This window comes from Sinorhizobium sp. 7-81 (genome assembly GCF_030124405.1).
In the GTDB taxonomy this organism is placed as follows: domain Bacteria; phylum Pseudomonadota; class Alphaproteobacteria; order Rhizobiales; family Rhizobiaceae; genus Sinorhizobium; species Sinorhizobium psoraleae.
Window position 1 is genome coordinate 1 of record NZ_JASKLT010000007.1, and the last position, 26,539, is coordinate 26,539.

The 26,539-nt window shown below is 59.8% G+C and carries 26 protein-coding genes and 1 tRNA gene; 11 read left to right on the forward strand and 16 right to left on the reverse strand.

Annotated elements, in window-relative coordinates; genetic code table 11:
- Together QN224_RS21680 and QN224_RS21685 are read right to left on the reverse strand one after the other, a co-directional pair.
- Window positions 1-448: alcohol dehydrogenase catalytic domain-containing protein (locus QN224_RS21680; RefSeq protein ID WP_283978325.1), on the reverse strand; the 448-nt coding region annotated here is incomplete at its 3' end.
- A 145-nt stretch (window positions 449-593) separates the two neighbouring features.
- Window positions 594-1,001 carry a helix-turn-helix domain-containing protein gene (locus QN224_RS21685; RefSeq protein ID WP_283978326.1) on the reverse strand — a complete coding sequence of 136 codons (408 nt, stop codon included), beginning with the start codon at window positions 999-1,001 and terminating at the stop codon, window positions 594-596.
- Window positions 1,002-1,225: 224 nt separating this feature from the next.
- Here QN224_RS21685 and QN224_RS21690 point away from each other — a divergent pair, with 224 nt between their 5' ends.
- The gene (locus QN224_RS21690) at window positions 1,226-2,164 is read left to right on the forward strand and encodes a DMT family transporter (RefSeq protein ID WP_283978327.1); all 939 of its coding nucleotides are present in this window, start codon (window positions 1,226-1,228) and stop codon (window positions 2,162-2,164) included.
- 33 nt (window positions 2,165-2,197) lie between these two features.
- Here the strand turns inward: QN224_RS21690 and lipB are convergent, their stop codons facing one another.
- Window positions 2,198-2,929, reverse strand: coding sequence for a lipoyl(octanoyl) transferase LipB (gene lipB, locus QN224_RS21695; RefSeq protein ID WP_283978328.1), 732 nt, complete (start codon window positions 2,927-2,929; stop codon window positions 2,198-2,200).
- Between the two features lie 193 nt (window positions 2,930-3,122).
- Here lipB and QN224_RS21700 point away from each other — a divergent pair.
- The 4 genes from QN224_RS21700 to QN224_RS21715 all read left to right on the forward strand — a co-directional run bounded on the left by QN224_RS21700 (window position 3,123) and on the right by QN224_RS21715 (window position 8,752).
- Window positions 3,123-3,207: transfer RNA gene (locus QN224_RS21700), tRNA-Leu, on the forward strand.
- A 692-nt stretch (window positions 3,208-3,899) separates the two neighbouring features.
- A complete protein-coding gene (locus QN224_RS21705; protein ID WP_283978329.1) occupies window positions 3,900-5,849 on the forward strand; it encodes a PrkA family serine protein kinase in 1,950 nt (649 codons plus the stop codon).
- A 22-nt stretch (window positions 5,850-5,871) separates the two neighbouring features.
- Window positions 5,872-7,188 (forward strand): YeaH/YhbH family protein, encoded by a 1,317-nt coding sequence (locus QN224_RS21710; protein WP_269276310.1) that lies wholly within the window; start codon window positions 5,872-5,874, stop codon window positions 7,186-7,188.
- Between the two features lie 13 nt (window positions 7,189-7,201).
- Entirely contained in the window at window positions 7,202-8,752 is a 1,551-nt protein-coding gene (locus QN224_RS21715) for a SpoVR family protein (protein WP_283978330.1), read from the forward strand.
- A gap of 204 nt (window positions 8,753-8,956) precedes the next feature.
- Here the strand turns inward: QN224_RS21715 and QN224_RS21720 are convergent, their stop codons facing one another.
- The 3 genes from QN224_RS21720 to QN224_RS21730 form a co-directional block, all read right to left on the reverse strand.
- Window positions 8,957-9,328, reverse strand: coding sequence for a hypothetical protein (locus QN224_RS21720; protein WP_173512641.1), 372 nt, complete (start codon window positions 9,326-9,328; stop codon window positions 8,957-8,959).
- A 102-nt stretch (window positions 9,329-9,430) separates the two neighbouring features.
- Complete coding sequence (locus QN224_RS21725; protein ID WP_269276309.1) at window positions 9,431-9,694, reverse strand: hypothetical protein; 264 nt, start codon at window positions 9,692-9,694, stop codon at window positions 9,431-9,433.
- A gap of 62 nt (window positions 9,695-9,756) precedes the next feature.
- The gene (locus QN224_RS21730; protein ID WP_283978524.1) at window positions 9,757-10,260 is read right to left on the reverse strand and encodes a peptide deformylase; all 504 of its coding nucleotides are present in this window, start codon (window positions 10,258-10,260) and stop codon (window positions 9,757-9,759) included.
- A 363-nt stretch (window positions 10,261-10,623) separates the two neighbouring features.
- Between QN224_RS21730 and mgtE the strand changes: the two genes are divergently transcribed.
- The gene (gene mgtE / locus QN224_RS21735) at window positions 10,624-12,045 is read left to right on the forward strand and encodes a magnesium transporter (protein ID WP_269276308.1); all 1,422 of its coding nucleotides are present in this window, start codon (window positions 10,624-10,626) and stop codon (window positions 12,043-12,045) included.
- A gap of 73 nt (window positions 12,046-12,118) precedes the next feature.
- Entirely contained in the window at window positions 12,119-12,505 is a 387-nt protein-coding gene (locus QN224_RS21740; RefSeq protein ID WP_283978331.1) for a MerR family DNA-binding transcriptional regulator, read from the forward strand.
- Between the two features lie 114 nt (window positions 12,506-12,619).
- Here QN224_RS21740 and QN224_RS21745 read toward each other — a convergent pair whose 3' ends face one another.
- From QN224_RS21745 to QN224_RS21755, 3 genes are all read right to left on the reverse strand, one after another.
- Window positions 12,620-13,093 (reverse strand): isoprenylcysteine carboxylmethyltransferase family protein, encoded by a 474-nt coding sequence (locus tag QN224_RS21745; RefSeq protein WP_173512645.1) that lies wholly within the window; start codon window positions 13,091-13,093, stop codon window positions 12,620-12,622.
- Window positions 13,094-13,096: 3 nt separating this feature from the next.
- Complete coding sequence (locus QN224_RS21750) at window positions 13,097-14,113, reverse strand: DUF1624 domain-containing protein (RefSeq protein WP_283978332.1); 1,017 nt, start codon at window positions 14,111-14,113, stop codon at window positions 13,097-13,099.
- 210 nt (window positions 14,114-14,323) lie between these two features.
- A complete protein-coding gene (locus QN224_RS21755) occupies window positions 14,324-15,028 on the reverse strand; it encodes a DUF599 domain-containing protein (RefSeq protein ID WP_173512647.1) in 705 nt (234 codons plus the stop codon).
- Between the two features lie 691 nt (window positions 15,029-15,719).
- Here QN224_RS21755 and QN224_RS21760 point away from each other — a divergent pair.
- Window positions 15,720-17,120 carry an L-serine ammonia-lyase gene (locus QN224_RS21760; RefSeq protein WP_283978525.1) on the forward strand — a complete coding sequence of 467 codons (1,401 nt, stop codon included), beginning with the start codon at window positions 15,720-15,722 and terminating at the stop codon, window positions 17,118-17,120.
- Window positions 17,121-17,282: 162 nt separating this feature from the next.
- Window positions 17,283-17,720 carry a DUF1489 family protein gene (locus QN224_RS21765; protein WP_283978526.1) on the forward strand — a complete coding sequence of 146 codons (438 nt, stop codon included), beginning with the start codon at window positions 17,283-17,285 and terminating at the stop codon, window positions 17,718-17,720.
- Between the two features lie 36 nt (window positions 17,721-17,756).
- Here QN224_RS21765 and QN224_RS21770 read toward each other — a convergent pair whose 3' ends face one another.
- The 6 genes from QN224_RS21770 to QN224_RS21795 all read right to left on the reverse strand — a co-directional run bounded on the left by QN224_RS21770 (window position 17,757) and on the right by QN224_RS21795 (window position 23,306).
- Window positions 17,757-18,026, reverse strand: coding sequence for a hypothetical protein (locus QN224_RS21770; protein ID WP_283978333.1), 270 nt, complete (start codon window positions 18,024-18,026; stop codon window positions 17,757-17,759).
- 77 nt (window positions 18,027-18,103) lie between these two features.
- Entirely contained in the window at window positions 18,104-19,603 is a 1,500-nt protein-coding gene (locus QN224_RS21775; protein ID WP_283978334.1) for a D-alanyl-D-alanine carboxypeptidase, read from the reverse strand.
- A gap of 182 nt (window positions 19,604-19,785) precedes the next feature.
- Window positions 19,786-20,520 carry a hypothetical protein gene (locus QN224_RS21780; RefSeq protein WP_283978335.1) on the reverse strand — a complete coding sequence of 245 codons (735 nt, stop codon included), beginning with the start codon at window positions 20,518-20,520 and terminating at the stop codon, window positions 19,786-19,788.
- Between the two features lie 236 nt (window positions 20,521-20,756).
- Window positions 20,757-21,365, reverse strand: a complete 609-nt coding sequence (locus QN224_RS21785; protein WP_173512651.1) for a transglutaminase-like cysteine peptidase — start codon at window positions 21,363-21,365, stop codon at window positions 20,757-20,759.
- A 619-nt stretch (window positions 21,366-21,984) separates the two neighbouring features.
- Window positions 21,985-22,593: a PilZ domain-containing protein gene (locus QN224_RS21790; RefSeq protein WP_269276295.1), complete on the reverse strand. Its 609-nt coding sequence runs from the start codon at window positions 22,591-22,593 to the stop codon at window positions 21,985-21,987.
- Window positions 22,594-22,694: 101 nt separating this feature from the next.
- On the reverse strand, window positions 22,695-23,306 hold the full coding sequence (locus tag QN224_RS21795) for a PAS domain-containing protein (protein ID WP_283978336.1): 612 nt from the start codon (window positions 23,304-23,306) through the stop codon (window positions 22,695-22,697).
- Window positions 23,307-23,646: 340 nt separating this feature from the next.
- Here QN224_RS21795 and QN224_RS21800 point away from each other — a divergent pair, with 340 nt between their 5' ends.
- The gene (locus QN224_RS21800) at window positions 23,647-24,372 is read left to right on the forward strand and encodes a rhomboid family intramembrane serine protease (protein ID WP_283978337.1); all 726 of its coding nucleotides are present in this window, start codon (window positions 23,647-23,649) and stop codon (window positions 24,370-24,372) included.
- A 494-nt stretch (window positions 24,373-24,866) separates the two neighbouring features.
- Window positions 24,867-25,295, forward strand: coding sequence for a CBS domain-containing protein (locus tag QN224_RS21805; RefSeq protein WP_173512655.1), 429 nt, complete (start codon window positions 24,867-24,869; stop codon window positions 25,293-25,295).
- Between the two features lie 127 nt (window positions 25,296-25,422).
- Here the strand turns inward: QN224_RS21805 and QN224_RS21810 are convergent, their stop codons facing one another.
- Complete coding sequence (locus QN224_RS21810; RefSeq protein ID WP_283978338.1) at window positions 25,423-26,379, reverse strand: patatin-like phospholipase family protein; 957 nt, start codon at window positions 26,377-26,379, stop codon at window positions 25,423-25,425.
- Between the last annotated feature and the right edge of the window lie 160 nt (window positions 26,380-26,539).

The following is a 26,539-nucleotide window of genomic DNA, read 5'->3' on the forward strand; positions in this document are numbered from 1 at the left end:
TCTCCGGCAGCACGGTGAAGTTCGCAAAGGTCGAGCAGCCCATGTAGTGGTGGAGCTTCTCGCCGTTGAGCGAAAACCGCGAGGTGCCGTCGGGCATCAACCCTTGCCCCTGGGTGGCGCGGATGGCGGTGCAGAGATTGGTCTTGCGCGACAGGCAGGAGGGGCACGAGCGGCATTCCGGGGTATAGAGCGGAATGACGTGGTCGCCCTTCTTGACGCTCGTGACGCCGGGGCCGACATCGACGACGATGCCGGCGCCCTCGTGGCCGAGGATCGCCGGGAACAGCCCTTCCGGATCGGCGCCCGAGAGCGTGAAATCATCGGTGTGGCAGATGCCGGTCGCCTTGACCTCGACCAGCACCTCGCCGGCCTTCGGCCCTTCGAGCTGAACCGTCATGATTTCCAGAGGTTTGCCGGCCTCAGTGGCGACGGCGGCGCGTACGTCCATGTCTCTTCTCCCTTGAATGCAAGTGTTTGCAGGCAGCGATTGCGATCGTCGATGCCGTGGCAATCGCTGTGATAAGCTGGAATCGGCTTTAAGCTATTTTACTACGTTAAATGGGAAACGGGCGGAAAACGCGCTTCAGCCTTGTTCATCCTTTTGAGCGAATAGTCTGCTGGATACGGTCGAGTTCCGCTTCCAGCGCCGCGATGGCCTCACCGGTCTGAGCGTGCAGTTTCTTGACGAGATCGAGCTGCTCGCGAAGCGCTTCCCTCGAGGCAACGGCTGCATCGTCGTCCGGTGCGCGACCGATGCCGGCAATCAGCCAGGCCGGAGTGACACCCAGCACGCCAGCCAACATGAAGAGGCGGTTGGTACGAGGTTCGGCGCGGTCGCGTTCCCACGCTGCCACTGTTTCGCAGCGTACGCCAAGCTGATCCGCCAGGTCCTTCATCGAGAGGTTCGCGGCGTCGCGGGCCCTCCAGATGCGTCCCCCAAGCGTGTCGCCGTCTCCTGTTTCGCGAAGACGCGCGATCATGGTTTCGGTCGATAAGCGCATGGCTTTCTCCCTTGGCACTGTTACGTTCAAAGGTCCCGGATAGTTGCCGGAAGCGCCCCTGGCTTCCCGCTGCGGGGCGAGAGTGAAATGAGCTTATAGGCATTCCCCTGTCGACGGACCACCTCGAAACGCCAAAAACCCTGTCAAATGCGGCTCACTATCCGTCGCGCGTTGAAACCTCGACGAAACGGGTTAAGTTCGGCCCCGATATTGGAAATCTGCCCATGAATGAATATGTGCCAACGGCCGCTGCGCCGCATAATACGGTCATGCGGGGCGTGGCGATCATGCTTTTCGCCATGCTCATCCTCCCCTGCATGGATGCCATTGCAAAATACATGGCGGTCTATGAGGGCATGTCGCCCGGCCAAGTGACCTTCTATCGCTTCTTCTTTCAACTCGTATCGACGGCGCCGTTGTTGCTCTCGGCAGGCGGCGTGCGGGCGTTCTATCCGAAGCGGCTCTGGCCAAATATTCTTCGCGGGGTGCTGCTCGCGGCGGCGGCGCTCTTTTTCTTCGTTTCAGTGAAATACATGCCACTCGCGGACGTGTTCGCCATCTACTTCGTCGAACCGTTCATTCTGACATGCCTTTCGGCGCTTATCCTGCGCGAGAAGGTGGGATGGCGCCGATGGTCGGCGATCGCGGTCGGTTTCGGCGGCGCAATGGTCGTCATCCAGCCGAGCTTTGCCATCTTCGGGCTGACGTCGCTGCTGCCGGTCGCCTGCGCCTTCCTCTTTGCCTGCTACCTTTTCCTCAACCGCGCGGTCGGCAACGCCGATCCACCGCTGACCATGCAGACCGTTGCCGGAATAGGGGGAACGCTGTTCATGGCCGCCGTGATCGCCTTCGGCAATGGGATGGGTGCCGTCGACTTCGAACCGTCGCTGCCGCAATCGGCGCTTGGCTGGGTGCTCGTCGTTGCTCTAGGGGCCATTTCCGGCTGGGGCCATCTCCTCGTCGTCAAGGCATTCCAAGCGGCACCGATATCGCTGCTTGCGCCGTTCCACTATTTCGAGATCGTCTCGGCGACGGCGCTCGGCTATATCGTCTTTGAAGACTTTCCGACGCCGTCGAAGTGGCTCGGCATTCTCGTGATCGTCGCATCCGGACTGTATATTATCTGGCGAGAGCGCATGGCGCAGAGGCGAAAGTCGGCGTGAGTCTCGCCGGCCGGCGGTCCGGGTTGCTGGTCCTCAGATCAAGTGTCCCTCGCTTTCGGCCCGTGTCGGCCCGAAGACCGTTTCGAATGCCTCTCTCAGTCGAATATCGACGTCCGGCATCATGACGGGCAGACCAAGGTCGACCAGGCTCGTGACACCATAGCCGCGGATGCCGCAGGGAACGATACCCCCGAAATGGTCGAGGTCGGGATCGACATTCAGCGCGAAGCCATGGAAGCTTACCCACTTGCGCAGCCGGATGCCGATGGCGGCGATCTTGTCCTCGGCCTCGGATCCGTCTGGCAGAAGCGGCTTTTCCGGACGACGCACCCAGACGCCGACCCGGTCCTCCCGGCGTTCGCCTTTGACATTCATCGAATCGAGCGTGGTAATAATGACTGCCTCGAGCGCTGCGACAAAGGCGCGCACATCCTGCCGGCGCCGTTTCAGGTCAAGCATGGCATAGACGACTCTTTGGCCCGGACCGTGATAGGTGTATTCGCCGCCTCGGCCGCTCGCAAAGACGGGGAAGCGGTCGGGCATCACCAGGTCGGAGGCATCGGCGCTGGTGCCCGCCGTATAAAGAGGTGGATGCTCGACCAGCCAGACCAATTCGTCCGCGGTGCCGGCCGCGATCGCCGCGGCTTCCCGTTCCATGATTTCGACCGCCTGTGGATAATCGACGATGGAGGGGGCGATCCGCCAGCGCACGGCCGGCGAACCCGGCGGTGCGAACATGTTTTGGCTGAGATTGTCGCGCTGCATGAGGCCGTATTCCTGGTTTTCCCGGCTCCGTAAATGGGATGGCGCGCGCCAAGAGTCCAGCATTTCCAACACCTCGCGAGGGCGCTGTTGAAATAGTTTCTTTTCTCGTCAAATTTCTGTCGTCTTGCCCTTGTGCACCCCAGATGCTTTTGCTACATGCACCCCCGCCGACGCAATCGGCACCTACCACGATGCGGTCGTGGCGGAATTGGTAGACGCGCAGCGTTGAGGTCGCTGTGGGGCAACCCGTGGAAGTTCGAGTCTTCTCGACCGCACCAAATTAGACTAAGAAGCCCCCGTAACCGTCCGGTTCTACGGGGTTTTTCATTTCTGGGGATTGGCTGTCAGTGACGCCACGGCCGGTTGTGCCCGCAGCGCCGCGCAATGCGGGCATGTGCACACGTTACTCGCACTTCGACGCCGGAAACTCCAAACAATTGCCTCCGGTAGCACCCGCGACCAAAATGCCATATTGTGTTGTTAGAAGAGCTATCGAGCGGTGTCGCCGACGCATGCTGTAACGAGCAAGCGAAATGGAGCCGCCGCCGCACTTGTGCCAGAATCTGGCCGTGGGGTCTCTGCAGAATTTTCGTCCGGCCCGAATTCGGACTACGGAGACGACGGTAGAGCCTGGATGCGATCCCCCATCCTCATCGCGGAATTGTGAAAAGCGGTCAATATGATGGGGTGACAGAGCGGCGAACCTGCTGCATGATTTCTTATATCCGATTCGACTTTTAGGATAAGATCTGTAGCAATTCAAAGTATTACGGTGCCCGTTGCGCCTGTGGAAAGCGCCGCGCGCCGTACCGAGAAGGCGGGTGCTCACCGTTGGCCACTGCTTCGGCATCCGCTGGCTAAACCGCAACGTGTTGAAGGAACTTTGGAGGCAGGAAACAGTTCACTGTAAGCAGGGAGCCAACAGGCAGCGAACCCGTCTCGGTTAACCGGCCTCCCGCGGGAGAGCATGATGACAAGGAGTGAATCTGACGTCTTCGATCTCTTTTCAGAGATCTATACGAGCGCAGCGCAAGAAGAGATAAGTCTGCAAGAATATCTCCTCGCCTGCCGCGACGATAAGAGTATGTATGCCACCGCGCAGGAGCGGATGGTGGAAGCTATTGGAGAGCCGACCCTCGTCGACACGAGCGCGGACGAGCGTCTTGGCCGAATTTTCGCCAATCGAACGATCAAGATCTATCCCTCATTCTCCGACTTCTATGGCATGGAGGATACGATCGAGCGCATTGTCGGGTATTTCCGCTATGCAGCCCAGGGTTTGGAAGAGCGCAAGCAAATTCTTTACCTGCTGGGACCGGTCGGCGGAGGCAAGTCTTCGTTGGCGGAGCGCCTCAAGAAGCTGATGGAGCAGCGGCCGATCTATACGTTGATGGTCAACGGCAAGATCAGCCCCGTGTTCGAATCGCCGCTCGGTCTGTTCCACCCGGAACGCATGGCCGATCTTCTCGAGGACAAGTACGGGATTGCCAGGCGGCGGCTCACAGGGCTGATCTCGCCCTGGGCTGCCAAGCGGCTGGACGAAGTCGGCGGCGATATCTCGAAATTCAGCGTCGTCAAACTGGTGCCGTCCCGCTTGCGCCAGATTGGCATCGCGAAGACCGAGCCGGGCGACGAAAATAACCAGGACGTCTCCTCGCTCGTCGGCAAGGTCGACATCCGCCAGCTCGAGAACTACAGCCAGGCCGACCCGGACGCCTATTCGTACAGCGGCGGGCTGAACCGCACCACGCAGGGCCTGCTTGAATTCGTGGAGATGTTCAAGGCGCCGATTAAGGTTCTCCACCCGCTGCTGACAGCGACACAGGAGGGCAACTACAACGGCACCGAGAATTTCGGCGCGTTTCCCTATCAGGGTACCGTGCTGGCGCATTCCAACGAATCCGAGTGGCTTCAGTTCAAGAACAACAAGAACAATGAGGCATTCCTCGACCGCATTCTGGTGGTCAAGGTGCCCTATTGCCTGCGCGTCACCGAAGAGAAGCTGATCTACGAGAAGCTCCTTCGTGAAAGCGAGTTGGTCGACAATCCTTGCGCGCCGGAAGTTCTGGAGTGCCTGAGCCGGTTCACGGTGTCGACCCGCCTTACGCCGCACGAGAACTCTCCGCTTTACACGAAGATGCGGGTCTATGACGGCGAGAACCTGAAGGACACCGATCCGAAGGCCAAATCGGTACAGGAATATCGTGACGCCGCCGGCGTGGACGAGGGCATGACGGGCGTCAGCACCCGCTTTGCCTTCAAGGTGCTGTCGGAGACGTTCAACTACGACACCAAGGAGGTCGCTGCCGATCCCGTGCATCTGATGTACATCATGGAGCAGGCGATCAAACGTGAGCAGTTTCCCAAGGAAACCGAGGCAGCCTATCTCGACTTCATCAAGTCGGAATTGGCCACGCGCTATGCCGAATTCATAGGCCACGAGATCCAGAAGGCCTATCTGGAATCCTATAGCGAATATGGTCAGAACCTTTTCGACCGGTATATCGCCTATGCTGACGCATGGCTTGAAGATCAGGACTTCAAGGATCCCGACACCGGACAGATCCTCAATCGGAAGGTTCTCGATAGCGAGCTGTCGCAGATCGAGAAGCCGGCGGGTATCGCCAATCCGAAGGACTTCCGCAACGAGGTCGTGAAGTTCACATTGCGTGCCCGCGCCAAGAACAGCGGCCGCAATCCCTCCTGGACGAGTTATGAAAAGCTGCGCGAAGTCATCGAAAAGCGTATGTTCGGCCAGGTCGAGGATCTGCTGCCAGTCATCAGCTTCGGCTCCAAGAAGGACAGCGCGACCGAGAAACAGCATGCCGAGTTCGTCCAGCGCATGATTGAACGCGGATATACCGAACGGCAGGTTCGGCGGCTCGTCGACTGGTACATGCGAGTGAACAAGGCGGGCTGAAGATGCGCACGGGGGTTTGCCAATGCCGAATTTCATCGACCGCCGTCTTAACCCGAAGGACAAGAGTCTCGGCAACCGACGGCGTTTCCTGAAACGGGCGCGGGAAGAGCTGAAACGGACGATCAAGGAGCAGATCAAAGCAGGCAAGATCGCCGACGTGGATGCCGAGCACCGTGTGCCCATGCCCGAGCGCGGCGTCGGTGAACCATCCTTCCAGCCTTCGCCAAACAGCGGCGAGAGGCAGTATATCCTGCCCGGCAATCATGAATTCTCGCCGGGCGATCGCATCCCGAAACCAAGTGCGCGCGGCGGTGCCTCAGGCTCCGGCGCGGGAACCGGTGAGAGCGAGGACGATTTCCAGTTCGTGCTGTCGCGCGACGAGGTCCTCGATCTGTTTTTCGAAGATCTTGAGCTTCCGGACATGGTGAAGCTCAATCTGAAAGAGTCGGTGGCGTTCAAGCGGCGTCGGGCCGGCTTCGCGACATCCGGGTCTCCCACGAACATCAATGTGGGGCGCACAATGCGCAACAGCTATGGCCGCCGCATCGCGCTGCGGCGGCCGCGACGCGCGGAACTGGCCGCAATCTCCGAAGAAATCGCCAAATTGGAGGCGGAACAGAACGCCGGTCGCATCCACCAGAAGCGCATCGAGGCGTTGCGCCAGGAATTGGACAAGCTGGAGCGCCGCCGCCGGCGCATCGCCTATGTCGATCCCGTCGATATCCGCTTCAATCGCTTCGAACCGCAGCCGCTGCCGAACGCAAGCGCCGTGATGTTTTGCCTGATGGACGTTTCAGCCTCGATGGGCGAGCGGGAGAAGGACCTGGCCAAGCGCTTCTTCGTCCTGCTGCATCTCTTCCTCAAACGACGTTACGAGCGGATAGATATCGTCTTCATTCGTCACACGGATGAGGCAGGGGAGGTTGACGAAAATACCTTCTTCTACAGCAAGCAGAGTGGTGGCACCGTTGTTTCCACGGCTCTGGAGGAGATGCTCCGCATCATTGAGGAGCGTTATCCGGCACGGGAGTGGAACATCTATGCCGCTCAGGCCTCCGACGGCGAGAACAGCGCCGGGGATTCGGATCTTTGCGTCTCGCTTCTCCACCGGCAGGTGATGCGCCTTTGCCAATATTATGCCTATGTTGAAATCATAGATGAGCGCGAGACGGAGATTTTCGGTACAACCGACAACGGTACGTCCCTCTGGCGCGCCTACCGCACGGTCGACAGCGAATGGTCGAATTTCCAGATGACGCGGATAGCGAGACCATCGGACATCTATCCGGTCTTCCGGAAGCTTTTCGCCAGACAGCCAACCATGCAACTGCGCAACTGAAAAGGCGACCGGAATGCCCAAGGGCGCAGCCTCAAACCTTCTGTTTCATGGTTCCGATTGGAACTTCGAAACGCTGTCGCGCACCTATGATGCGATCGAAACGATCGCACTCGATGAACTGCAGCTCGACGTCTATCCGAACCAACTCGAGATCATCTCGTCCGAGCAGATGCTCGATGCCTATTCTTCGGTCGGGATGCCGCTGATGTATCAGCACTGGTCCTTCGGCAAGCGTTTCGTTTTCGAAGAACATCTCTATCGCAAGGGCCGCCGCGGCCTCGCCTACGAGCTGGTCATCAACTCCAATCCCTGCATCACCTATCTGATGGAGGAAAACACCATGGCCATGCAGGCCCTGGTGACGGCGCACGCGGCCTTCGGCCATAACCACTTTTTCAAGAACAATTACCTGTTCCAGCAATGGACCGACGCCAGCGCCATCCTCAGCTATATGGAGTTTGCCAAGAAATATATCACCAAATGCGAGGAGCGTTACGGAACGTCCGAAGTCGAGGTCATTCTCGATTCCGCCCACGCGCTCATGGACCAGGGGGTCTTCCGCTATCGTCGTCCACCGCGTCTTTCGTCCGAGAAGGAGCGGGAGCGAGCCCGGGAGCGGCTGGAATACGAGGAGCAGACCTACAGCGATCTTTGGAGAACGCTTCCGCCTTCAGCCGACGGCGAAAGCGCCAAGGAGGCCGCCGAGCGCGACGCTTCGGAGCGAAAGAAGGCGCTTAACCTGCCGGAAGAAAATCTGCTCTACTTCCTGGAAAAGACCAGCCTGATCCTTGAACCCTGGCAGCGGGAGCTTCTTCGCATCGTGCGCGTTATCGCGCAGTACTTCTATCCACAGCGGCAGACGAAGGTGATGAACGAGGGATGTGCGACCTTCGTGCACTACACCATCATGAACAGGCTCTTCGATCAGGGCAGGATCAGTGAAGGCGCCATGTTGGAAATTCTTCACAGCCACTCCAACGTGGTCTTCCAGCCCTCTTTCGACGATCCGCGCTTTCCCGGCATCAATCCCTATGCGCTGGGATTTGCCATGATGCAGGACATCCAGCGCATCTGCACCGATCCGACATCGGAAGATCGCGACTGGTTTCCCGAGATCGCCGGCAGCGGCAAATGGCGCGAGACGTTGATCGATGCTTGGGCGAACCACCGCGACGAATCCTTCATCCTGCAATATCTGAGCCCTGCGTTGATCCGCAAATTCAGGCTGTTCCTGCTGACCGACGAGGCTGGCGACAATTACTGCGAGGTTGGCTCGATCCACAATGAACGCGGCTACGAGACCATCCGCACTGCACTTGCCCGCAACTATGATGTCGCGGCGAACCAGTCGGATATCCAGGTCGTGGATGTTGACCTCCTGGGCGACCGCCATCTTCGCCTGCAGCACAACGTCAAGAACGGCATTCTCCTTGACGAGGCGAGCCGCGACGCCACGCTTCGTCACGTGCGCCATCTCTGGGGATACGACGTCAGCCTGGCCGGCATCGACGCGGAAACGGATGACGTGCTCTATGAATGCTCGACGGCGCTGGATCTCGATTAAACGGCACTGCATGCTTCCTAAATCCGAGCCGATTCAAGGATCAGACGTGCAGCGATTAAGCGCTGCGCGACCGTCGCGCGGCTGTGGTGTGTAACGGTTTTCCGGAGTTGCGTGGTTTCGACGGGTTCACGGTTACGATGAAACAATGAGCCTGTCGGCCGGTGAAGGAATGATTACCCCGGCATCACGGCAACCGACGGCCCGTCATTTCTCCGTGCCGTCGGGCGAGATCTGTTGCGATGGTCCACCGGTTCCCGACTCGGCGGTCGGATCTCTGTCTGTCGGGGACGCCTCTTGGCCGTCGGCGGGGGCGGGTGCCTGGACGCTGCCGGTTTGTTCGGGCGATGGAGCAGGTTGAACTTGCTCCGTTTGCGTTGCCTGATCGTTGTCGTTGATTTCGCCCCAGAGTTCGACGGCGCCCCAGGCCAGCAAGGCGAGAAACAGTCCGCCGGTCAACACCGCCAGGACACGGACGCCGAGCGAGCCTTGCCTGGTTTCCTGCGCCGAGAATTTCTCCCTGTCCGCGTCATGCGTCTTCGAGACCGGATCGCCGCGTTCATCGAGGTACTTGGTCATCGAATAATCTCCACTGATCTATCAATGGAAAACGAGACGGCGATCACAAATGTTCCGGGTCGCAACGACCTCGTGGCCGATTTGTCCTCGAACGCTTCGAACTCAGCGAGGGGGCCAGGTGTCCGCGACGCTGCGGCGAACGAGCTTGTAGGAATGGTCAGCCTGAACCTCGTACGTTTCGAAGACCATGGTCCCCTGATGCAGGAAGCGGTTCTGGATCATCGTGCCGGGCGCTGCTTGCGTTCTACGCGATGCCGCCTTCTCGCCATAAGTGAGGCTGCCGGGGAGGGGTTCGAGATCAGGTGAAGCAGCCGTGCATCCAGCCAACACAAATGCAAAGACGGGTATCAGGCGCAGGACTTTCATATTGTATCCCTTGATGAAACGTATTTCGGCGGAAGCAATCATTCAGTTGATCGGACTGTGGATCACCGCTCAGCTCTGGTCAATTTTTCGAATCGCTTGATGGCGCGCTCGCGTTTTAGCCGCGAAAGGCGCTGCGTCCAGAAGATACCGGAAAGCTGGTCGATCTCGTGCTGCAGGCAGATCGCCATCAGTCCTTCGGCATATTCTTCGAGCGTTCCTCCAGACAGCGATTGAAAGCGCACCCGTATCGCGCGCGGTCGTTCGACTTCCTCCGAAATACCGGGCATTGAGACGCTGCCTTCTGCATGCCGCATCAGATCCTCGGATTGCCAGATAATCTGGGGATTGACGAAGGTGCGCGCGCCGCTTTTCTGATCCAGTTCGATCACCATCAGCCGTCGCAAAACACCGACGTGGTTCGCGGTAATGCCAATCCCAGGGGCGGCGCGCATCGTCTCGAGAAGGTCGGTTGCGAGCTGCCGAAGATCGTCGTCGAAATGTTCAATGGTTTCAGCCGCAGTAGCGAGTGCCGGATGCGGAAATCGTACGATGGGGAGAATAGCCATGCGTCGCTCTTCGTCTCGGCTGTCATCTGCCGTTTCGGCTGATTGATCTACGAGTTTCATATGCATTTGCAACAGCTTGAACAAAACTTTCGCCGGTTCTTCATTCGCACCTTCTGCGCTGTGGACCTCGCTGGAGCTTTGCGCTACTGCATGAGTTCCGGGGTCGGAATCGATCCGAGGATAAAATCACGCGGTAATTCAAGACGTTACAGCGACTTTGCGAGGAGGAAAGCGGGGCGCTGTGGCGAGGCAAGACGCCGTTTTGCTCGCGAGGGCACGGCGATCAATTGAAATGGCACGCTCGCCTTTCGGGATCTTCGACCCAATTGATTCGGGCGGCTTTGTTTTTTCGAGGGCGGCTCCATGAGCAATATCGGCGACGACGACCGCGGTCCGGAAGAAATCACCGCTTATGACGGCTCGGATATCTATGCCGACGACGGCTCCGTGCGTTCCGATTTCCTGATGCATGTAGGCGCCGCGATTGCGGATCGTGATACGATCTACCTGCGGCAGCACGTCGCCGGCCTTCACGCCTCCGAGCTCGGTGATCTTCTCGAGGCTATCCAGCCGGAACAACGCTTGGCGCTCGTCTCGCTGCTCGGCAAGGAGTTCGATCTATCGGCGCTGACCGAGGTCGACGAGGCCATCCGTCTCGATATCGTCGAACATCTGCCCAACGAGCAGATTGCCGAGGCCATCGGGGAGATGGACTCCGACGACGCGGTCTACATTCTGGAAGACCTCGATCAGGAGGACCAGGAAGAGATCCTCGCCAAGCTGCCCTTCACCGAACGCGTTCGCCTGCGCCGTTCGCTCGATTATCCGGAAAGCACCGCCGGCCGGCGCATGCAGACGGAGTTCGTTGCGGTGCCGCCGTTCTGGACCGTGGGCCAGACGATCGACTACATGCGCGAGGACGAGGATCTTCCTGACAGTTTCACGCAGATCTTCGTCATCGACCCGACCTTCAAGCTCCTCGGAACCGTCGATCTCGACCGTGTGCTGCGCACCAAGCGCTCGATCAAGGTCGATGCCATCATGCGCGACACCAGCCATGCCGTCCCCGCCGAGATGGACCAGGAAGAGGCAGCCCAGCTCTTCGAGCAGTACGACCTCCTGTCGGCCGCCGTCGTCGACGACAACGGCCGGCTCGTGGGCGTGCTGACCATCGACGATGTGGTCGACGTGATCCAGGAGGAGGCAGAAGAGGACCTGCTGCGCCTGAGCGGCGTCGGCGACGAGGAATTGTCCGACTCCGTTGCCGAAGCCTCGCGCTCTCGGGTGCCGTGGCTTTTCGTCAACTCGATGACGGCCTGCATATCCGCCTCGGTGATCGGTCTTTTCGACGCCACCATCCAGCAGATCGTGGCCTTGGCCATCCTGATGCCGATCGTGGCCGGCATGGGCGGCAACGCCGGCTCGCAGACCATGACCGTGACCGTGAGGGCGCTTGCGACGCGCGGCCTCGATATTCACAATGCACCGAGGATCATCCGCCGCGAAGCCGGAGTTGGACTTCTGAACGGCATGATTTTCGGGACGTTCATCGGTCTTGTGGCGGGGCTGTGGTTTCAGGATCCCAATATCGGCGGCATCATCGCGACGGCAATGCTGATCAACATGATGGCCGCGGCCCTCGCCGGCATCATGATCCCGCTTCTTCTGGAAAAATCCGGTGCCGATCCGGCCGTTTCCTCGGCGGTCTTCGTCACCGCGGTCACGGACATCACCGGCTTCTTCAGCTTTCTCGGTATCGCCACCTGGTGGTTCCACGTCACGTGACGGACTCGGCGTTGTTTGACTTTTACGTCAAAGTCAACGATAGTGGCGCCTCGAATTTTGATGGGACGGCGGCGTGAATAAATACTATAGCATCACTGAGTTGACACGGGAATTCGGCATCTCGACCCGAACGCTGCGCTTCTACGAGGATGAGGGTCTTATTCATCCGGAGCGTCGCGGCCGCACGCGGCTGTTTCGACCGGCGGACCGTCACCTCATCAAGGAAATCCTGCGCGGCCGGCGCATTGGCTTCACCATTGCCGAGATCCGGGAGATCATTCAGGTCTACAAGGATCCGCCGGGCGAGATGGGCCAACTGCAGCTTTTGATGACGCGCGTTGAGGAAAAACGCGAGGAGTTGCGGCAGAAACGCAAGGATATCGACGACACGCTTACCGAGCTCGACAACGTCGAGGAAGCCTGCCTGACGCGTCTCGCGGAGATCGGCGTCGGCACTTGAGGCCAGAGCAATTCCAGGAAACGTGTATAATGGTTTTCCGTCCGGAGTTGCGTGGGTTCAAAGAGCTAGATCATTGAAGAGGTGGCTTCGCGCCACCTTTTTTATTGACCGGTTTTAAATCCATCGGGTGGTGTGACGGCAATACCGTTCGAATTCGAAGCCGAAGCGCGACAGCAAATGCTGCTCTTCATTGCGGATGACAAAAAGGGTCGTCAGGGCCACAGCCGTGATCGCCGCGATGAAGAACCATGGATTGGCCGTAACCAGTCCGATGCCGACCATCAGCAGCGTGTAACCGAGATAAATCGGATTGCGGGTGAAGCGAAACGGGCCGCAGGTAACGAGGCAGGTAGCGCATCGTGTCGGCAGGATCGCGGTGTGCCGATCGAGCAGCGTCTTGACAGCCCACAGGTCTATGGAGATCGCCGCAAAGATCAATGCGCCTCCGACCAACCATGCGAACCAGCCGGGTCCATTCGCCACCGGGATCGGGAAGAAATGGTTGAAAACCAGTGCAGCCAGAGCAGCCGCGCCATAGAGCACGGGCGGCCATGGGAAACTCAGCGGCTTGGCACGATAGGCATTCATGTCCTAGTCCCCTGATTGCACGTCCATTGTGCATTGACTGGCGATTCGCGCAATGCGTTCATCCGTGTTCACGTCGATCTTGCCCATGTTTAAGTCCTCGAAAAGGCTCTGTTCTTTCAGCCGGTCGAGTGTGCAGCCGCAGAAGGCTTCGCATGGCGCGGCGGGGTCTCCGCGGTTGCAGGCCGCCACGCAATTCGCGCGGTAGGCTTGTGCCGGGTCCGGTGCTGCGGCGGGTGCGATCTGGGCAAAGAGGTAGACGAGGCCGATAAGTAGAGGCTGGTGGACGAGGTATACGGCCAGACTGTGACGCCCTCCGAAGGCGAGCGGCTTGATCCACAGGTTGCTCCGGCTCTCCTCCGATTCCGCGGACACCCCGCGGCTCATGAGCAGCGGGTGAAGCAGCTTTGCCGTTCCGAGGCCGACCAGAAAGGGCGCGAGCCAGGGAAGGAGAGGTACGTAGTCGTTCGAGCGCGGGACCGTCTCGGAAAGTCCAACCCACCAGAGCAGCGGCGCATCGAAGATAGCCGAGCGCAGGTAGATAGGCGCTGCGAAGGCGGCGGCAGCGGCCAGAAAGGCGACGATCGCGGGAAGCGGCAGGAACAGGAGGCCGACGAGGCTTGCCGCCGCGATCGAGTGAAGGATGCCGAAGAAGATGAAAGATTCCGGGATGGCGAACCAGGTCGCAATGCTGATCAGCATCGCCGCGCCGGCGATCTTCACGAAGCGGCGAGCGAAGGCGGCCGCGCGAAAATGTGGGCGCTGGCCGAGCACCAGGCTGTAGCCCGCCAGGAACAGGAAACTGCTTGCAATCAGCCGGGCGAAAAGCCGCCAGCCGCCGGTACCCGCGGTGCCCGCCGCCACATAGCCGAAGAATTCGAGATCCCAGACGAAGTGATAGATCGCCATGGCAACGAGCGCCAAGCCCCGGAGCGCGTCCAAAAGCGTGATCCGACGACGCTTGTCCACGCCCGACGAAGAGCGCTGCGTCTCGGTGATCGTCGTTGCTGTGTTCTCGGACATCGGCTCTGGCCATCCTGTTTCGCGATAAGGTCGCATGTCTGGCTTGCGCCGGCCACGCGCGAATGCTTTTCGCACAGAGGGGCAGCGCTTGTTTGCCTACAGCGCCGCGCGTCTTAATCAAACGCGTAAGGGCGCTGTGGCACTTTGAATTGCTGCAGGTTTTTATCCTTGAATCGGCTACGATCTAAGGAAAATGCAGTAGCGCAGATCTTAGTGCTTGAGAGCCTCGTGAGCATCCTCGATGAGCGCGGTTCTCGCCTCGGAAAAGAACTGCCGGCGCGTTAGTACGAAGATGACGAAGCTGGTGAGAACGATGAACACATAGGGGCTGATGAACCAGCCGAGATAACCGATCGACAGAAAGATCGCTCTCAATCCCGCATTGAAATGCTTGGCCGCCAGGATGTTCAGGCGAATTGCACGCTCCGCGGCCCTCTCGGCCGCCTGCCGGTCGCGCGTCATTTCCGCCGTCATCGGAATGCCGCCCATCAGGATGGAGCAATAGTTGAACAGGCGATAGGACCAGCCGAATTGGAAGAAGGAGTAGCCGAAGAGGCAGGTCAGCCCGCCGACCTTCAGTTCGAAGCCCGTCCGTCCGCCGCGAAAGACCTGCGGAAGGTCGTTGAAGATCATCTGCACCTGTTCGGTCGCGCCAAGCAGCGCAAAGCAGCCGCCGAGCGCGAAGATGGTGGTCGAGGCAAAAAAGGCGGTGCCCGCCTGCAACCCGGCGATGATCTGCGTGTCGATCATCTTCAGATCGCGGTTGAGCGAGTTGCGGATCCATCGCCGCCGGTTTTCGTTCATCAGCCGGGTCAGGCTGACACGCGTGAAATTGCGTCGGCCGTCGGTTGCCCAACTGAAACCGCCCCATAGCAAGACGAAGATGGCAAGTGCGATGTAATCTTCGAAGGTCATGCATGCGTTTTTGGCACGGCTGTTCGAAAATGCAAGACCGGCCCCCCGGCACACAGTCGCGTGCGAGATTAATCATTGCGCCGCAATTGCGGCGAATTCGCAAGGAAATTGGGTGCAAAGCCGCGCGTTTGGCGCTGGAAAAGCGCTGATGCTCCCGCGCTGTTGTGTACTGCGAGTTCGTCTTGACACGATTTTGCCATATTTCGGCGTTGCGCATTTACACATTCTTCAGTATGCATGGCGCATGCGCGGGTAGCGAATACGTACTCGCCGACCGCTGAGTACTCGGAGACATCATGGACAATACAATACAGAAGTCGTGCTGGGGCGTGACTCTTCGCGCCGTAGCTGGTTTCGCTGGCGTTCTGGTCCTGGCCTACCTTTTCGGCGGCCTTTGAGATCAAAACATTTCGTCGGAGCGACGCGGTTTCCCAAGGACCGCGTCGTTTTGATTCGATGGCAGCCTTTCTGTAAGCAAGCTTTTGCGTAATGTCGCACGAACAAGATCCGATGTCGGTCGGTCGCCTGATCGATCGGCATAGGATGGCTTAGGGTTTGATCCTATATTTATGGACAACTGACACCGCAGGCGCTCAAGGAGGAGCCGATGCGGGCGTCGACCTTGCAATCATCGGCTGGCGCTTCGGGTGGCATGCCCGACCGCGTTTCCGTGCTCCAGGACAGGCAGTTTATGTTTCTTTCCGTCTTCGACGTTTTCAAGATCGGCATCGGCCCCTCGAGTTCGCACACGATGGGACCGATGTCGGCGGCAAACAGGTTCCTCGACCTCATCCTGTCGGATGACTGGCCGCGACCGGCACATGCGAGCGTTGCCGCCATCAAGGTCAGCCTGCATGGTTCGCTGGCGCATACGGGCATCGGCCATGGCACCGGCCGCGCGGTAATCCTTGGATTGATGGGCGAGCGTCCGGATCTCGTAGACCCCGACAGCATGGACACGATCATCGACACGGTGGAGCGCACGGGCCGCATCACGCCCGCCGGGCATCCGCCCTACGCATTCCAGCCGAAAACGGATCTCGTCTTCGACAAGAAAGTGCCTTTGCCCGGCCATGCCAACGGCATGTCCTTCTCGGCCTTCGATCGCGACGGACGGCTGCTCTTGAAGCGAATCTATTATTCGATCGGTGGTGGCTTCGTCGTGACCGACACGGAGCTTGAGGCGATGCGGGCCGCCAAGAATAAGCCGGGGGGCGTAAAGGTGCCTTATCCCTTCGCGACGGCGCAGCAGATGCTCGATATGGCCGCACGGTCTGGGCTCACCATCGCCCAGATGAAGCGGGCGAATGAGGAATGCACCATGTCGAGGGAAGAGCTCGACGCTGGCCTCGATCGAATTTGGGCGGCGATGAAGAGCTGTATCGACCGGGGTTTGAGCCAGGACGGCATCATGCCGGGCGGCCTGAAGGTTCGCCGGCGGGCTCGTTCGATTCACGACAAGCTTCAGGAGGAGTGGCGCTCCAACAAGACCAACCCGCTGCTCGCAAACGACTGGCTGAGCGTCTACGCGATGGCGGTCAACGAGGAGAACGCCGCCGGTGGCCGTGTCGTGACGTCGCCGACGAATGGTGCCGCGGGCGTCGTTCCGGCGACCATCCGTTATTACATGCATTTCCATGACGACGCCGATCAGGAGGGTATCCGCGACTATCTGCTGACGGCTGCAGCGATCGGCGGCATCATCAAGCACAATGCCTCGATCTCCGGCGCAGAGGTAGGCTGTCAGGGCGAAGTCGGCTCGGCCTCCGCCATGGCTGCCGCCGGCCTGGCCGCAGTCATGGGGGGCACCCCGGAGCAGATCGAGAACGCCGCCGAGATCGCTCTCGAGCACCATCTCGGCATGACCTGCGATCCTGTCGCCGGCCTCGTGCAGGTGCCCTGTATCGAGCGCAACGCCCTTGGCGCCGTCAAGGCGGTCACCGCGGCATCGCTCGCCCTCAAGGGGGATGGCAAACATTTCGTGCCGCTCGATGCCTGTATCGAGACCATGCGGCAGACCGGCGTCGACATGAACGAGAAATACAAGGAAACCTCCACAGGCGGTCTCGCGGTGAACGTCGTCGAGTGTTGATGCTTCCGCCTGGGCGTTGCCGGAACGCGTAAGCCGCGACCCAACGCGGTTTTCCGCCCCAATCCCGTCATAGGATGGTGAGTGCCGGACGGGCATTGCTATTGTGGACGAACGGGTTCAGCGCGCTTGACCGCGGCCGGCGGACGGGTGTTCAAGGTTCTCATGGCGTTGCATCTCATAAAGCTCTGCGTCGGAGCAGAATCAGTCGAGGACTTGCGCGAATGGGTGTCGCGCAAGGCGCTGGCCGCGATTGCGGCCGGGCAGGAGCCTCACTCGTTCCATACGACCCGGATGGTTCCCAAACGCACCGAGGAACTCCTTGCCGGCGGGTCGCTCTACTGGGTGATCAAAGGACATGTGCAGGCGCGGCAGTTGTTGATCGGCGTAGAGACCTTCACCGACAGCGACGGCATAGGCCGTTGCAACCTTATCCTCGGGCCGGAAGTGGTGGAGACCGAGCTTCAGCCGCGCCGCGCCTTTCAGGGATGGCGCTACCTGCAGGACAAGGAGGCGCCGCGCGATCTCGCTTCGCTTTCCTCCGGCGAGGCGGATATGCCGCTGGAGTTGCGGCGTGAACTGGCGGAACTCGGCCTTCTCTAGGCGGAAGGGGAGCGCCGCTCCCGGCAATTCTCGGAATCAATGGATGCGCAATCGGAGCGGATGACGGCGGCCCGGCGCGGACACGTGCAGGTGAATGCCGGCGCGGGGCTGGGTCGAGCGCCATGCGCGCGCACCATGCGTCAAAAGCATGCCGACGAGATCGCGTGTCTTCGCTTTCGACCGGTTCAGCCCCATGTCGGCGATGCGCATGGCAGCTTCATGCAGCGGGTGCAGACCAACGCGCGAAGATTTAGTTTTCTTTCCCGGCATCACGGTAACACCGGGAACGTTCTCGTTCACTGCCATGACCAACCTCGTTACGCTTTACAAATCCGAGGAAGACGGCCGGCAAAACACACCCGGCCGTCAGCAAGTCGCGTTTGTTACTGCTGGCTCGCCCAACAAGCGAAACCCTTCTTCTTCAGGGCCTTGCATGCATTGACGGCCTTGTCCTGATCGTCGAAGCCGCCGAAGCGCGCGCGGTAGAGCTGGCCGCCGCCGTTGCTGAAGGCGACGGTAAACGGCGTCGCGTTGCGCAGTGCCTTGCCGCCCTTCTCCTTGGCATTGCCGAGAAGCGTCATCGCTTGGGCCTTGTCCGGCGTCGCGCCGATCTGGATCACCCAACCCTCCGGTTGCGCCTCTGCTTCCGGCTGAGCCTCAGCCTTGGCGGCAACCGAGTTGGTGATCTGGGTATCGACGTCGGCGTCGGCCGGCTGTGCGGCGAGCTTGGCGCTTTGCGCTTCGAGCGTGTTCGGCGCGATCTTGTCCGAAAGCACCGGATTGTCGGACGCCGGCTTCGTTGCGGCGTAGGCCATTTCCACAGGCCTTGAATTTTCGCCGTTGTAGCGGAAATCCGGAACCGGGCCGGTGTTGGGCAAATTCATGGCGGCCGAGGCGACGGCGACCGGCGCTGCCGCGGACTTGACCTCAGCCTGCGCGACGGCAGCGACTGGCGCCGCTGGCGGTTCGGCGATCGGCGCTTGCGCGATCAGATTGCCCCCGCCACGGCGCGAGGCTGCGGGCAGGTATTTGGCGACGAGCTTGCGCATCTGGGCGTCGCGCGAACCACCGGACGTTCCGCCGAGGACGACGGCGACGATGCTGCGGCCGTCGACTTCTGCCGAGGTTGCCAGATTGAAGCCAGATGCACGGGTGTAGCCGGTCTTGATGCCGTCGACACCGCGGACATTGCCAAGCAACCGGTTATGGTTGCCGATCGTCTGCTTGCCGAAACGAAAGCTTCGCGTTGAGAAATAGTCATAATACTGCGGAAAGTGCTGCCGCAGGGCGAGGCCGAGCCGCGCCTGATCGCGCGCGGTCGTCTTCTGCTCGGGGTTCGGCAGGCCGTTGGCGTTGCGATAGGTCGTGCGCGTCATGCCGAGCGCGCGCGCCTTGTTGGTCATCATCCGGGCAAATCGCTGTTCCGAACCGCCCAGGAGCTCACCCAGCGCCGTGGCGGCGTCATTGGCGGAGCGCGTCACGAGAGAGAGGATCGCCTGCTCGACGGTGATAGATCGACCGGCTTTGACGCCCAGTTTCGACGGGGGCTCTGCTGAAGCGTTCTTGGAGAATGGAACGGCCGTGGATTTGCTGATCCGTCCGGCTTCGAGAGCTTCGAACGTCAGATACAGTGTCATCATCTTGGTGAGAGAAGCCGGGTAGCGTAACTCGTCGGCATCTTCGCCGTAAAGCACCTTGCCGGTCTTCGCGTCGACGACGATGCCGGCGTATTTCGGATTGGCATTTGCCGGAGCGGAAAGGGCCAATACGGCAATGGCGGCGGCGAGGACAATCCGTCCTGCGATTTTTGAAAAGACCCCAAGCGGGCGTTTCGCGATATCAAAAAAAACGGATTGAGACACTACGCTGCTCTTCATTCTCATTTAATGGGTGCCGTCCGGACGCCGTCGCCGGGAACGACCGTTCCTGCGACAGTATCGGGATAGCGTTACCAATCGGTTTATGATGAATGATTGGTTTCCCCGGGTGGCCCGTTTTGTTCGGGAACGGCACCCGGTCGACCAAGACGGTCGGCGCTTCGCTGCACCACGACTCTTGGACAAAATCAGGGCGCGAGCCGGCTGCGAACGAAGGTTTCTACGGAATCGTCGATCAATCGCCATTGCGGCAGCAGCTTGCTCGAAAAGCGGTAGAGGACGGCAAGGTCCTTGCCGACGTGCACGTCGCGCTGACAATCGGCGCTCGTCGACGCGTCGGCGTCGTCGGGCAGCATGCAGCGCAGGACATAGGATGGTCGCCCGTCGCGGTCCGCAGTGAAGAAAACCTCGCCGGCATAACCGGTATTCGATTTGGTGTCATGTCGGATCAACCCGGCGGGACCGGGCCGCGTCTCTTCGCTGAGGATGTGGCGATAGATAGGCCCGAGCCGACCCGACATGTCCTGCGACATCGTGCTCTGCGAAAGTTGCAGAAAGATCAGGTTTTCCGGCCGGTTGATATCGTTGAACAGGTGCCGGATTTCGTCGCTGTAGCCTTCCAGCGCCGGCCAGGTCAGGTAAAGATCGACGCGCTCGGCAATGCTGGTCGCGCGCTGGCTTTCGAAGCGGATCATATTGGCCGGCAGCCGCAGGTGATCCTGTCCGATGAAGATATCGTAGGTCTCACGACTGGAGGTGTGTCCGGCAAGGGCGAGATTTTCTCCAAACCAGTGTCCGGAGAACGAGACCATCGTGGTCAGCACCGCCAGCAGAACGACGACAGCCGTAACCTTGTATATGAAGCGCGGCGAGAGGAGCGGCGAAAATTCCGGTTCGGGGCTGCCGCTGGATGGCGCGTTCATGAAGGGTCGTCCGTCGCGGTAGCCTGGTGGTGCGTTCTATCCGCCCGACGGTCGTTGAAGATGGTTAATTTTCGATGAAGTCCGTTCGTCGCGGCGTGGTTACGGACGGGCGTCGGACCCTTGGAAAAGAGAAAGCCGGCCCCGGGGACAACGGGAACCGGCGAGGGCTTGGTCTTGCACGGGGACGCGGGACCGGAAGCCCGAAAGGCATTGCAGACGGGGTGCCTCGATATTCTCTATTGCGTCTTCACGCTGCCGACTGCCACGGCGCGGCCGTCCTGCAATTTCACCCAGCGTCCGGCGTTCTCCGAAGACTGCCTCTTCAGAAAGGTATATTCGGTCTCCGACCAGCGGAGCACCTTGCTGCGCATGTTGTCGAGGATGAAGTCGCCGCGGTCGGTGCGGACGGTCAGAACCGCATGGCCGTCGCCGTTTGGCTGCAGCACGACGGTGATCAAGAGATCGGCGGGAGAGAAACCGCTCTCGATCAGCTTGCGGCGCTTCAGGAGCACATAGTCCTCGCAGTCGCCGACTGCGTCCGGATAGGACCATTCTTCTTCGACGCCATGGATTTCCATATCCGTCATCGGGGTCACGGCCTGATTGACCTCGTAATTGACCTCGAGAATTTTCTGCCATCCTTCGCGGGTCAGGCCCATCGGGCCGCTATTGGTTTCATTGGCGGTGCATTCGGATGGATTGCTCTTGCAAAATTCGTAGTGACCGATCGGCGGATTGGTGGTGCCGCCCACCGTGATGTTTGCCGGAAGGGCGAGGGCTGCCTCGGTCAGGAACCCGACGAAAAGGGCCGCGACGGCTATCGTCTTGGTGATGGCGTTGTGCATTGTTGTCTCCCCGTTACGGTTCGACAATGGCACAGAGTTTTTTATCTGCGGCGAAGACGCGAGGTAAAAACAAGTACAAATAAGAATAGTATGCGCGGCAAATAAGAATAAATATCGGCTCAAATAAGAATAGATTTTGATTCAAATTTTAATGAAATTTCCCGCGCTCGAGAACGCAAGGGAGTATTGGAGTTTTGCTATCGCTCGGAAAAACAAGCGTTATTTCGGACGGAGCGCTCGGCAAAGCCGAAATGCAGGCGCCATGTATTCAACCTTGTCGCCGGTCCCGATGTCGAGCATTCCGGTCGTCAAGACTGCGATTAATGCGCAATTCTGCCCTGGCAGGGGCGAGGAGGCAGAGACTTTTCCGAAAAAATATTCGAGCAGCGCGCGCGAATGTCATGCGGCATGGCGCGCCCCTGTTGGCGCTCTGCGGAGCGCTTAGCGCCCACGCGATGGTGCCTGTCGTTGCAAACGACGCCCACAAGGGCGTGCACGACGGCGAACGACCGTCATTGGTGCGGCGGGGTACCTATGCGCGAGATGTCGGTGAGATGTCCGCTATCGAGGATGTTCTTGGATCTGCTGCTGGCAGCCCGGCGGGCGCCGCCGGTATCACTCAAAGGAATTCGGCCAGCGCTTCGCGAGACTGGATGCCGGAGAATTCGATCGCCACGCCTTCCTGGAAGTGGCGGACGATCTTGCCTTTCATGGTACCGAGCTTGACGGGCGTGCCTATTGCCGGTCGATTCTCGACGTCGATCGCAGCGCCCGAGAGGGAGAGATCGATGAGGCGGCAGGCGTATTTTTCGCCGTTGCCGAGCGTGAGTTCCGTCAGCACCTTGCGCGGGACGAGACGGTCGTGGCGCCGGTCTTCCGGCAAGCCGAGTTCATGCTTGTTTGCGATCCAGGTAAGTTGCGCTGCCAGTTTCTCGCGCTTTCGCTCCGTCGCATTAAGCTGGATGACAAAAGCATGTTCCGCCAGCCGCGACACGGTGCCCTCGAGACGCCCGACGTGCTCGATATAGGCTATGATCCGCTCGCCGGCGCGCGGGCGGGCGGGCGAGGAAAAGAGCACGTCGCCCGGCGACATGTCGACTGCGGTGCAATCAAACTCATCGCGATTGGCAAGCATCAGCCGCCCCGAAAGATTTACCGAAACGCGCTGAAAGGCACTTTCCTGGTGCGGCTTCGGGCCGTTGTTTTGTGCGTGCTGAAACGAGAACATGGTCACTCTGCGATCGAAGCATCCTTGCTTGCAAAAATATAAGTGGTCTCGGTTAATAGAAGGTTCGCTCAATGCTTGGCTGGACCATGCGCGCCTCCCGATCAGCTTTCCCGTCCGCCTTCGAAGATGCGCAGATGCTGAACCCTGCGGCCGACTTCTCCATGTCGGCTCGTCGTGTCGGCAGCATGGGGCGTCTCGGCCAAATCCTCAAGACCATGGTGCCCGCTGTCGAGGATCCGCAGGTCGTGCGCGACAATGCATTCAAGCGATATCATGTGGAGCCATGACGGACGCGACAGCGGTGCCAAGGAACCAAGGATACGGTCGCTGTGGCCCTGCGGCGAGCCGAGTGGCGTGAGCAGCAATTCGGTGTCCAGTCGTTCACCGCCTGCCGTCACGCCGCAGGCGGAAAGCACGACCGGAGAGCGTTGCATCATCACCTGATCGGCAATCCGAACGGTTTCACTCGTATCGCCGGCAGGCCAGAGCGCGGCGAACGGCTGTCCCCGCAGCTCTCGACCGAAAAGAGCGCAGACATGAGTCCCGGCGAGCCGGAAGCGGATGTCACCGCTTGCCTGCCGTTCAAGGATGAAGAGGTTCGGCAGCAGCGAACAGATTTCTTGAGGTTCGATCTCGTCGCGGCGAGGGAGATCCCGTTCGCCCCGCAACCTGTTCCAGTATCGCAATAGCTCAATCGTTGTTTTGCTGCGCATGATGCCCGTTCATTCCGTCAACCGTGCCCGACTGTTTCCAATTGGCACAGCCGCCGCGGTTCCTTGGATTTCAGGAATGGAGGAGCGAATTTCGTGCCACGCCGATATTAAGGTTAATGATCGGTTTCGATTGCGTTCGGCGCCGCCTGCTGGCACTGAAATGCCATCACTCACGAAGGTTTGCCTTCAGCACGCGATTGGAGCTCGGCTATAAGGGCTCACCGACCGTTCAGTTTTTACTGGACGGTCTTTTTTCGTTTGCTTATGCCTTCGCGCTATCCGCCGGCGGCATAGCCGCCGAACCTGATCGCGAACGCGTAAGCGATGGAAGAGAGCAGCCATGGAACGAGATCAGGCAGCGACGCCAACCGATGCCGAGAACGAAGGGGACCGCAGCCGCGAGCCTGCCTTCAACCTGCCGGCGGGGCTTACTGGTATCCTCTTGCTCCTGATCGGCGTCCATGCGTTGAGAACCTATCTCTTGTCAGCGGCCGCAGATCAGGAACTGATCCTCAACTTCGCCTTCCTGCCGGTTCGTTACACCCTTCCGCTGTCGGACCAAGGACTCGTCTGGCTCTGGACCCCGGTCACCTATTCGTTTCTGCACGGCAGCTGGGATCATCTCATCTTCAATATCTTCTGGATGGTCGCATTCGGGGCGCCGGTCGTGCGGCGCATCGGTATGGTACGTCTGGCCGTCTTCTGGTGCCTTTCGGCCGCTGCCGCCGTCGCGTTGCACACGGCGTTTCACTGGGGGGAAATTGTCGTCGTGGTTGGCGCCTCCGGCGTTGTTTCCGGCTTCATGGGGGCGGCGGCGCGTTTCGTTTTCTCGCCGAGCGGCCGCATCAGCCGCCAATTCGCCCATCTCAACCGCCGACTTTCGCTAACGGAAACGCTCGCCAACCGCTCGGTCCTGGTCTTCACCGGCATCTGGTTCCTGACCAACTTTCTGGTGGGACTCGGCATGTTCTCCGTCGGGGGTGCGGGAACCGTTGCCTGGGAAGCGCATATCGGTGGTTTCCTCTTCGGCTTCCTCCTGTTCGGGCTTTTTGATCCGCGCGACTAAGCGGGATGAGGAAAAGTGGGCACCGGTTTTTCGCCCGCATCCCGCGTCGGATCAAGCGGGATGAGGAAAAGTGGGCACCGGTTTTTCTCCGACTTCCATTTGTAAGCTACGAAAAACGATCACATTTGTGATGCCGGATTGTTTCAATCCGGATTCACAAATGTGATACCTGGGAGACCCGAGGGGCCGGGCTACAAGGCTTGATTTCCCAAGATCACTGGAGCACCATTCCCTACGGTCGCCTTGAAGGCGAGCGGTGGAAGACCGGATGTCGGGGGCTTGGCGTTGCGCAGAAGCGTGCGACGGCCAGTGAACGGCATAGGAAATTGGGACGAGTTCCTGCGCCAATACCACTCTGCATAGTTCCTTGATTATGCTGAGGTTCAGGGTGTTACAGCGACCATCAAGCATCCGAAGCGACGCTCGGCGCTGCACACGAAACGGCCAGAAACTCTCCCCGCCGGCCCGGCTTAGTCGTAACGGGAGATGTGTGCATGTCGGTAAGAGCGATTCTCAACGAAAAAGGCCACAACGTCGTGACCGTCACGCCCCATGTGACAGTTCATCAGGCCGCGACCTTTTTGCATGATAACCATATAGGGGCGGTCGTCGTCGTCGATCCGGACGATCAGATCGTCGGCATTCTGACGGAGCGGGATGTCGTCGCCGCGATCGCCAAATATGGTGCTGCCTGTCTCGACAGCCCAGTTTCTACCGTCATGTGGCAGAACGTCTATTGCTGCCGCGAGGAAATGTCGATCGATACGCTGATGGAAATGATGAGCAAGCTGCGCGCACGGCATTTGCCGGTAGAGAGGGAAGGCCGCCTAGCCGGCATCGTTTCCATCGGTGACGTCGTGAAGCACCATATCCGCGCAATTGAGCACGAGGCCGAACAGATCAAGGCCTATATTGCAGGCTGATAGGAGAGGGGCGGCGCGAGGCCGCCCTCTACAGGGCATAACTTCTTTTCGTCCCCTGCCGCCGTCCTTAAGTCGGAGTGACTTGACGCATTTGAGCGTGTGACGGCTCGCCACTCACACTGGGGGCTCAGCGCACCAGCACTTCCTGCATGCGCCGGATTTCAGCGAGTTTGGCTTTCGCTTCGTGGTAGCCGCGATCGATTGCCTCGCCGGCCCGATGAAATTCCGAAAGACCGATATCGTTAAGCTTTGGATGAAGCGCGAGATCCGGCGGATCGCCGGCAAGCCGGGCGCGTGAAATTCTGTCCTGGATGATATTGAAGGCCTGTACCATGACGCTGGTCATGCCGAGCCGCGCGGAATAACCATCCTTGATCTGCGCATCCACTGCTTCCATGCCCGCGCTGTGCTTAACGACAGCCGAGCGTCCATAGAGATCGTAGTTGAGGTTGACAGCGACGACGAGCTGCTGCTCGTAAGCGCGACAAACCGAAACCGGAACCGGGTTGACCAGAGCGCCGTCGACCAGGAGTCGACCATTGGCGTTGATCGGCTCGAAAATTCCGGGGAGCGCATAGGACGCGCGAATAGCGGTTATAAGCGAACCCTTCTCGATCCAGACCTCATGACCGCTGTGAACTTCGGTCGCGACCGCAATGAAGGGGCGATCGAGATCCTCGATAATGAGACCCTGCAGGTGCTCCTGCATGCGTTTTGTCAGTCGCAGGCCGCCGAACAAGCCGCCGCCACGGATCGCAAAATCGAGCAGGCCGGCAATGCGCCGCACGGTGAGGGAGCGGGCGAAGGACTCCAGTTCGTCGAGCTTGCCGGCGAGATAGCAGCCGCCCACAAGGGCGCCGATCGACGTGCCGGCAATCATGCCCACTTCGATGCCTTCCTCGTCAAGTGCCCGGAGGACGCCGATGTGCGCCCAGCCGCGAGCTGCGCCGCCGCCAAGGGCTATGGCGATCTTCGGTTTCGAGGGGTAAGGAGCGGGTGCAGGCGGAGCAGTCGTAAGCGAAGATCCATCTGGACCGGATAAATCGGGGACCTGATTGCTGCGCGTGAATGTCCAATTCAACATCCGGCACCTCCAACATCGCCGAATAGATTACTAAGTGCGCGCGTCTTGTAGGAGGCCCCTGCCAAGCCGGCGATGGTGCCATCTTGTTCGAATTCATTGCTGAAAGACTGGCACCTTATTTGAGATATACCACCGATCCCGCCTTCAATCTTGGCGGGAG

Bases quoted from the DNA above. Each gene is read 5' to 3' on its own strand.
- QN224_RS21725 (WP_269276309.1), bottom strand. From the start codon at position 9,694: ATGAAAGTCCTGCGCCTGATACCCGTCTTTGCATTTGTGTTGGCTGGA.
- QN224_RS21800 (WP_283978337.1), top strand. From the start codon at position 23,647: ATGGAACGAGATCAGGCAGCGACGCCAACCGATGCCGAGAACGAAGGG.
- QN224_RS21785 (WP_173512651.1), bottom strand. From the start codon at position 21,365: ATGCACAACGCCATCACCAAGACGATAGCCGTCGCGGCCCTTTTCGTC.
- QN224_RS21715 (WP_283978330.1), top strand. From the start codon at position 7,202: ATGCCCAAGGGCGCAGCCTCAAACCTTCTGTTTCATGGTTCCGATTGG.
- QN224_RS21745 (WP_173512645.1), bottom strand. From the start codon at position 13,093: ATGAATGCCTATCGTGCCAAGCCGCTGAGTTTCCCATGGCCGCCCGTG.
- QN224_RS21790 (WP_269276295.1), bottom strand. From the start codon at position 22,593: ATGTTCTCGTTTCAGCACGCACAAAACAACGGCCCGAAGCCGCACCAG.
- QN224_RS21810 (WP_283978338.1), bottom strand. From the start codon at position 26,379: ATGTTGAATTGGACATTCACGCGCAGCAATCAGGTCCCCGATTTATCC.
- mgtE (WP_269276308.1), top strand. From the start codon at position 10,624: ATGAGCAATATCGGCGACGACGACCGCGGTCCGGAAGAAATCACCGCT.
- QN224_RS21750 (WP_283978332.1), bottom strand. From the start codon at position 14,113: ATGTCCGAGAACACAGCAACGACGATCACCGAGACGCAGCGCTCTTCG.
- QN224_RS21760 (WP_283978525.1), top strand. From the start codon at position 15,720: ATGTTTCTTTCCGTCTTCGACGTTTTCAAGATCGGCATCGGCCCCTCG.
- QN224_RS21720 (WP_173512641.1), bottom strand. From the start codon at position 9,328: ATGACCAAGTACCTCGATGAACGCGGCGATCCGGTCTCGAAGACGCAT.
- QN224_RS21780 (WP_283978335.1), bottom strand. From the start codon at position 20,520: ATGAACGCGCCATCCAGCGGCAGCCCCGAACCGGAATTTTCGCCGCTC.
- QN224_RS21795 (WP_283978336.1), bottom strand. From the start codon at position 23,306: ATGCGCAGCAAAACAACGATTGAGCTATTGCGATACTGGAACAGGTTG.
- QN224_RS21770 (WP_283978333.1), bottom strand. From the start codon at position 18,026: ATGGCAGTGAACGAGAACGTTCCCGGTGTTACCGTGATGCCGGGAAAG.
- QN224_RS21730 (WP_283978524.1), bottom strand. From the start codon at position 10,260: ATGGCTATTCTCCCCATCGTACGATTTCCGCATCCGGCACTCGCTACT.
- QN224_RS21755 (WP_173512647.1), bottom strand. From the start codon at position 15,028: ATGACCTTCGAAGATTACATCGCACTTGCCATCTTCGTCTTGCTATGG.
- QN224_RS21710 (WP_269276310.1), top strand. From the start codon at position 5,872: ATGCCGAATTTCATCGACCGCCGTCTTAACCCGAAGGACAAGAGTCTC.
- QN224_RS21705 (WP_283978329.1), top strand. From the start codon at position 3,900: ATGACAAGGAGTGAATCTGACGTCTTCGATCTCTTTTCAGAGATCTAT.
- lipB (WP_283978328.1), bottom strand. From the start codon at position 2,929: ATGCAGCGCGACAATCTCAGCCAAAACATGTTCGCACCGCCGGGTTCG.
- QN224_RS21690 (WP_283978327.1), top strand. From the start codon at position 1,226: ATGAATGAATATGTGCCAACGGCCGCTGCGCCGCATAATACGGTCATG.
- QN224_RS21805 (WP_173512655.1), top strand. From the start codon at position 24,867: ATGTCGGTAAGAGCGATTCTCAACGAAAAAGGCCACAACGTCGTGACC.
- QN224_RS21685 (WP_283978326.1), bottom strand. From the start codon at position 1,001: ATGCGCTTATCGACCGAAACCATGATCGCGCGTCTTCGCGAAACAGGA.
- QN224_RS21765 (WP_283978526.1), top strand. From the start codon at position 17,283: ATGGCGTTGCATCTCATAAAGCTCTGCGTCGGAGCAGAATCAGTCGAG.
- QN224_RS21775 (WP_283978334.1), bottom strand. From the start codon at position 19,603: ATGAGAATGAAGAGCAGCGTAGTGTCTCAATCCGTTTTTTTTGATATC.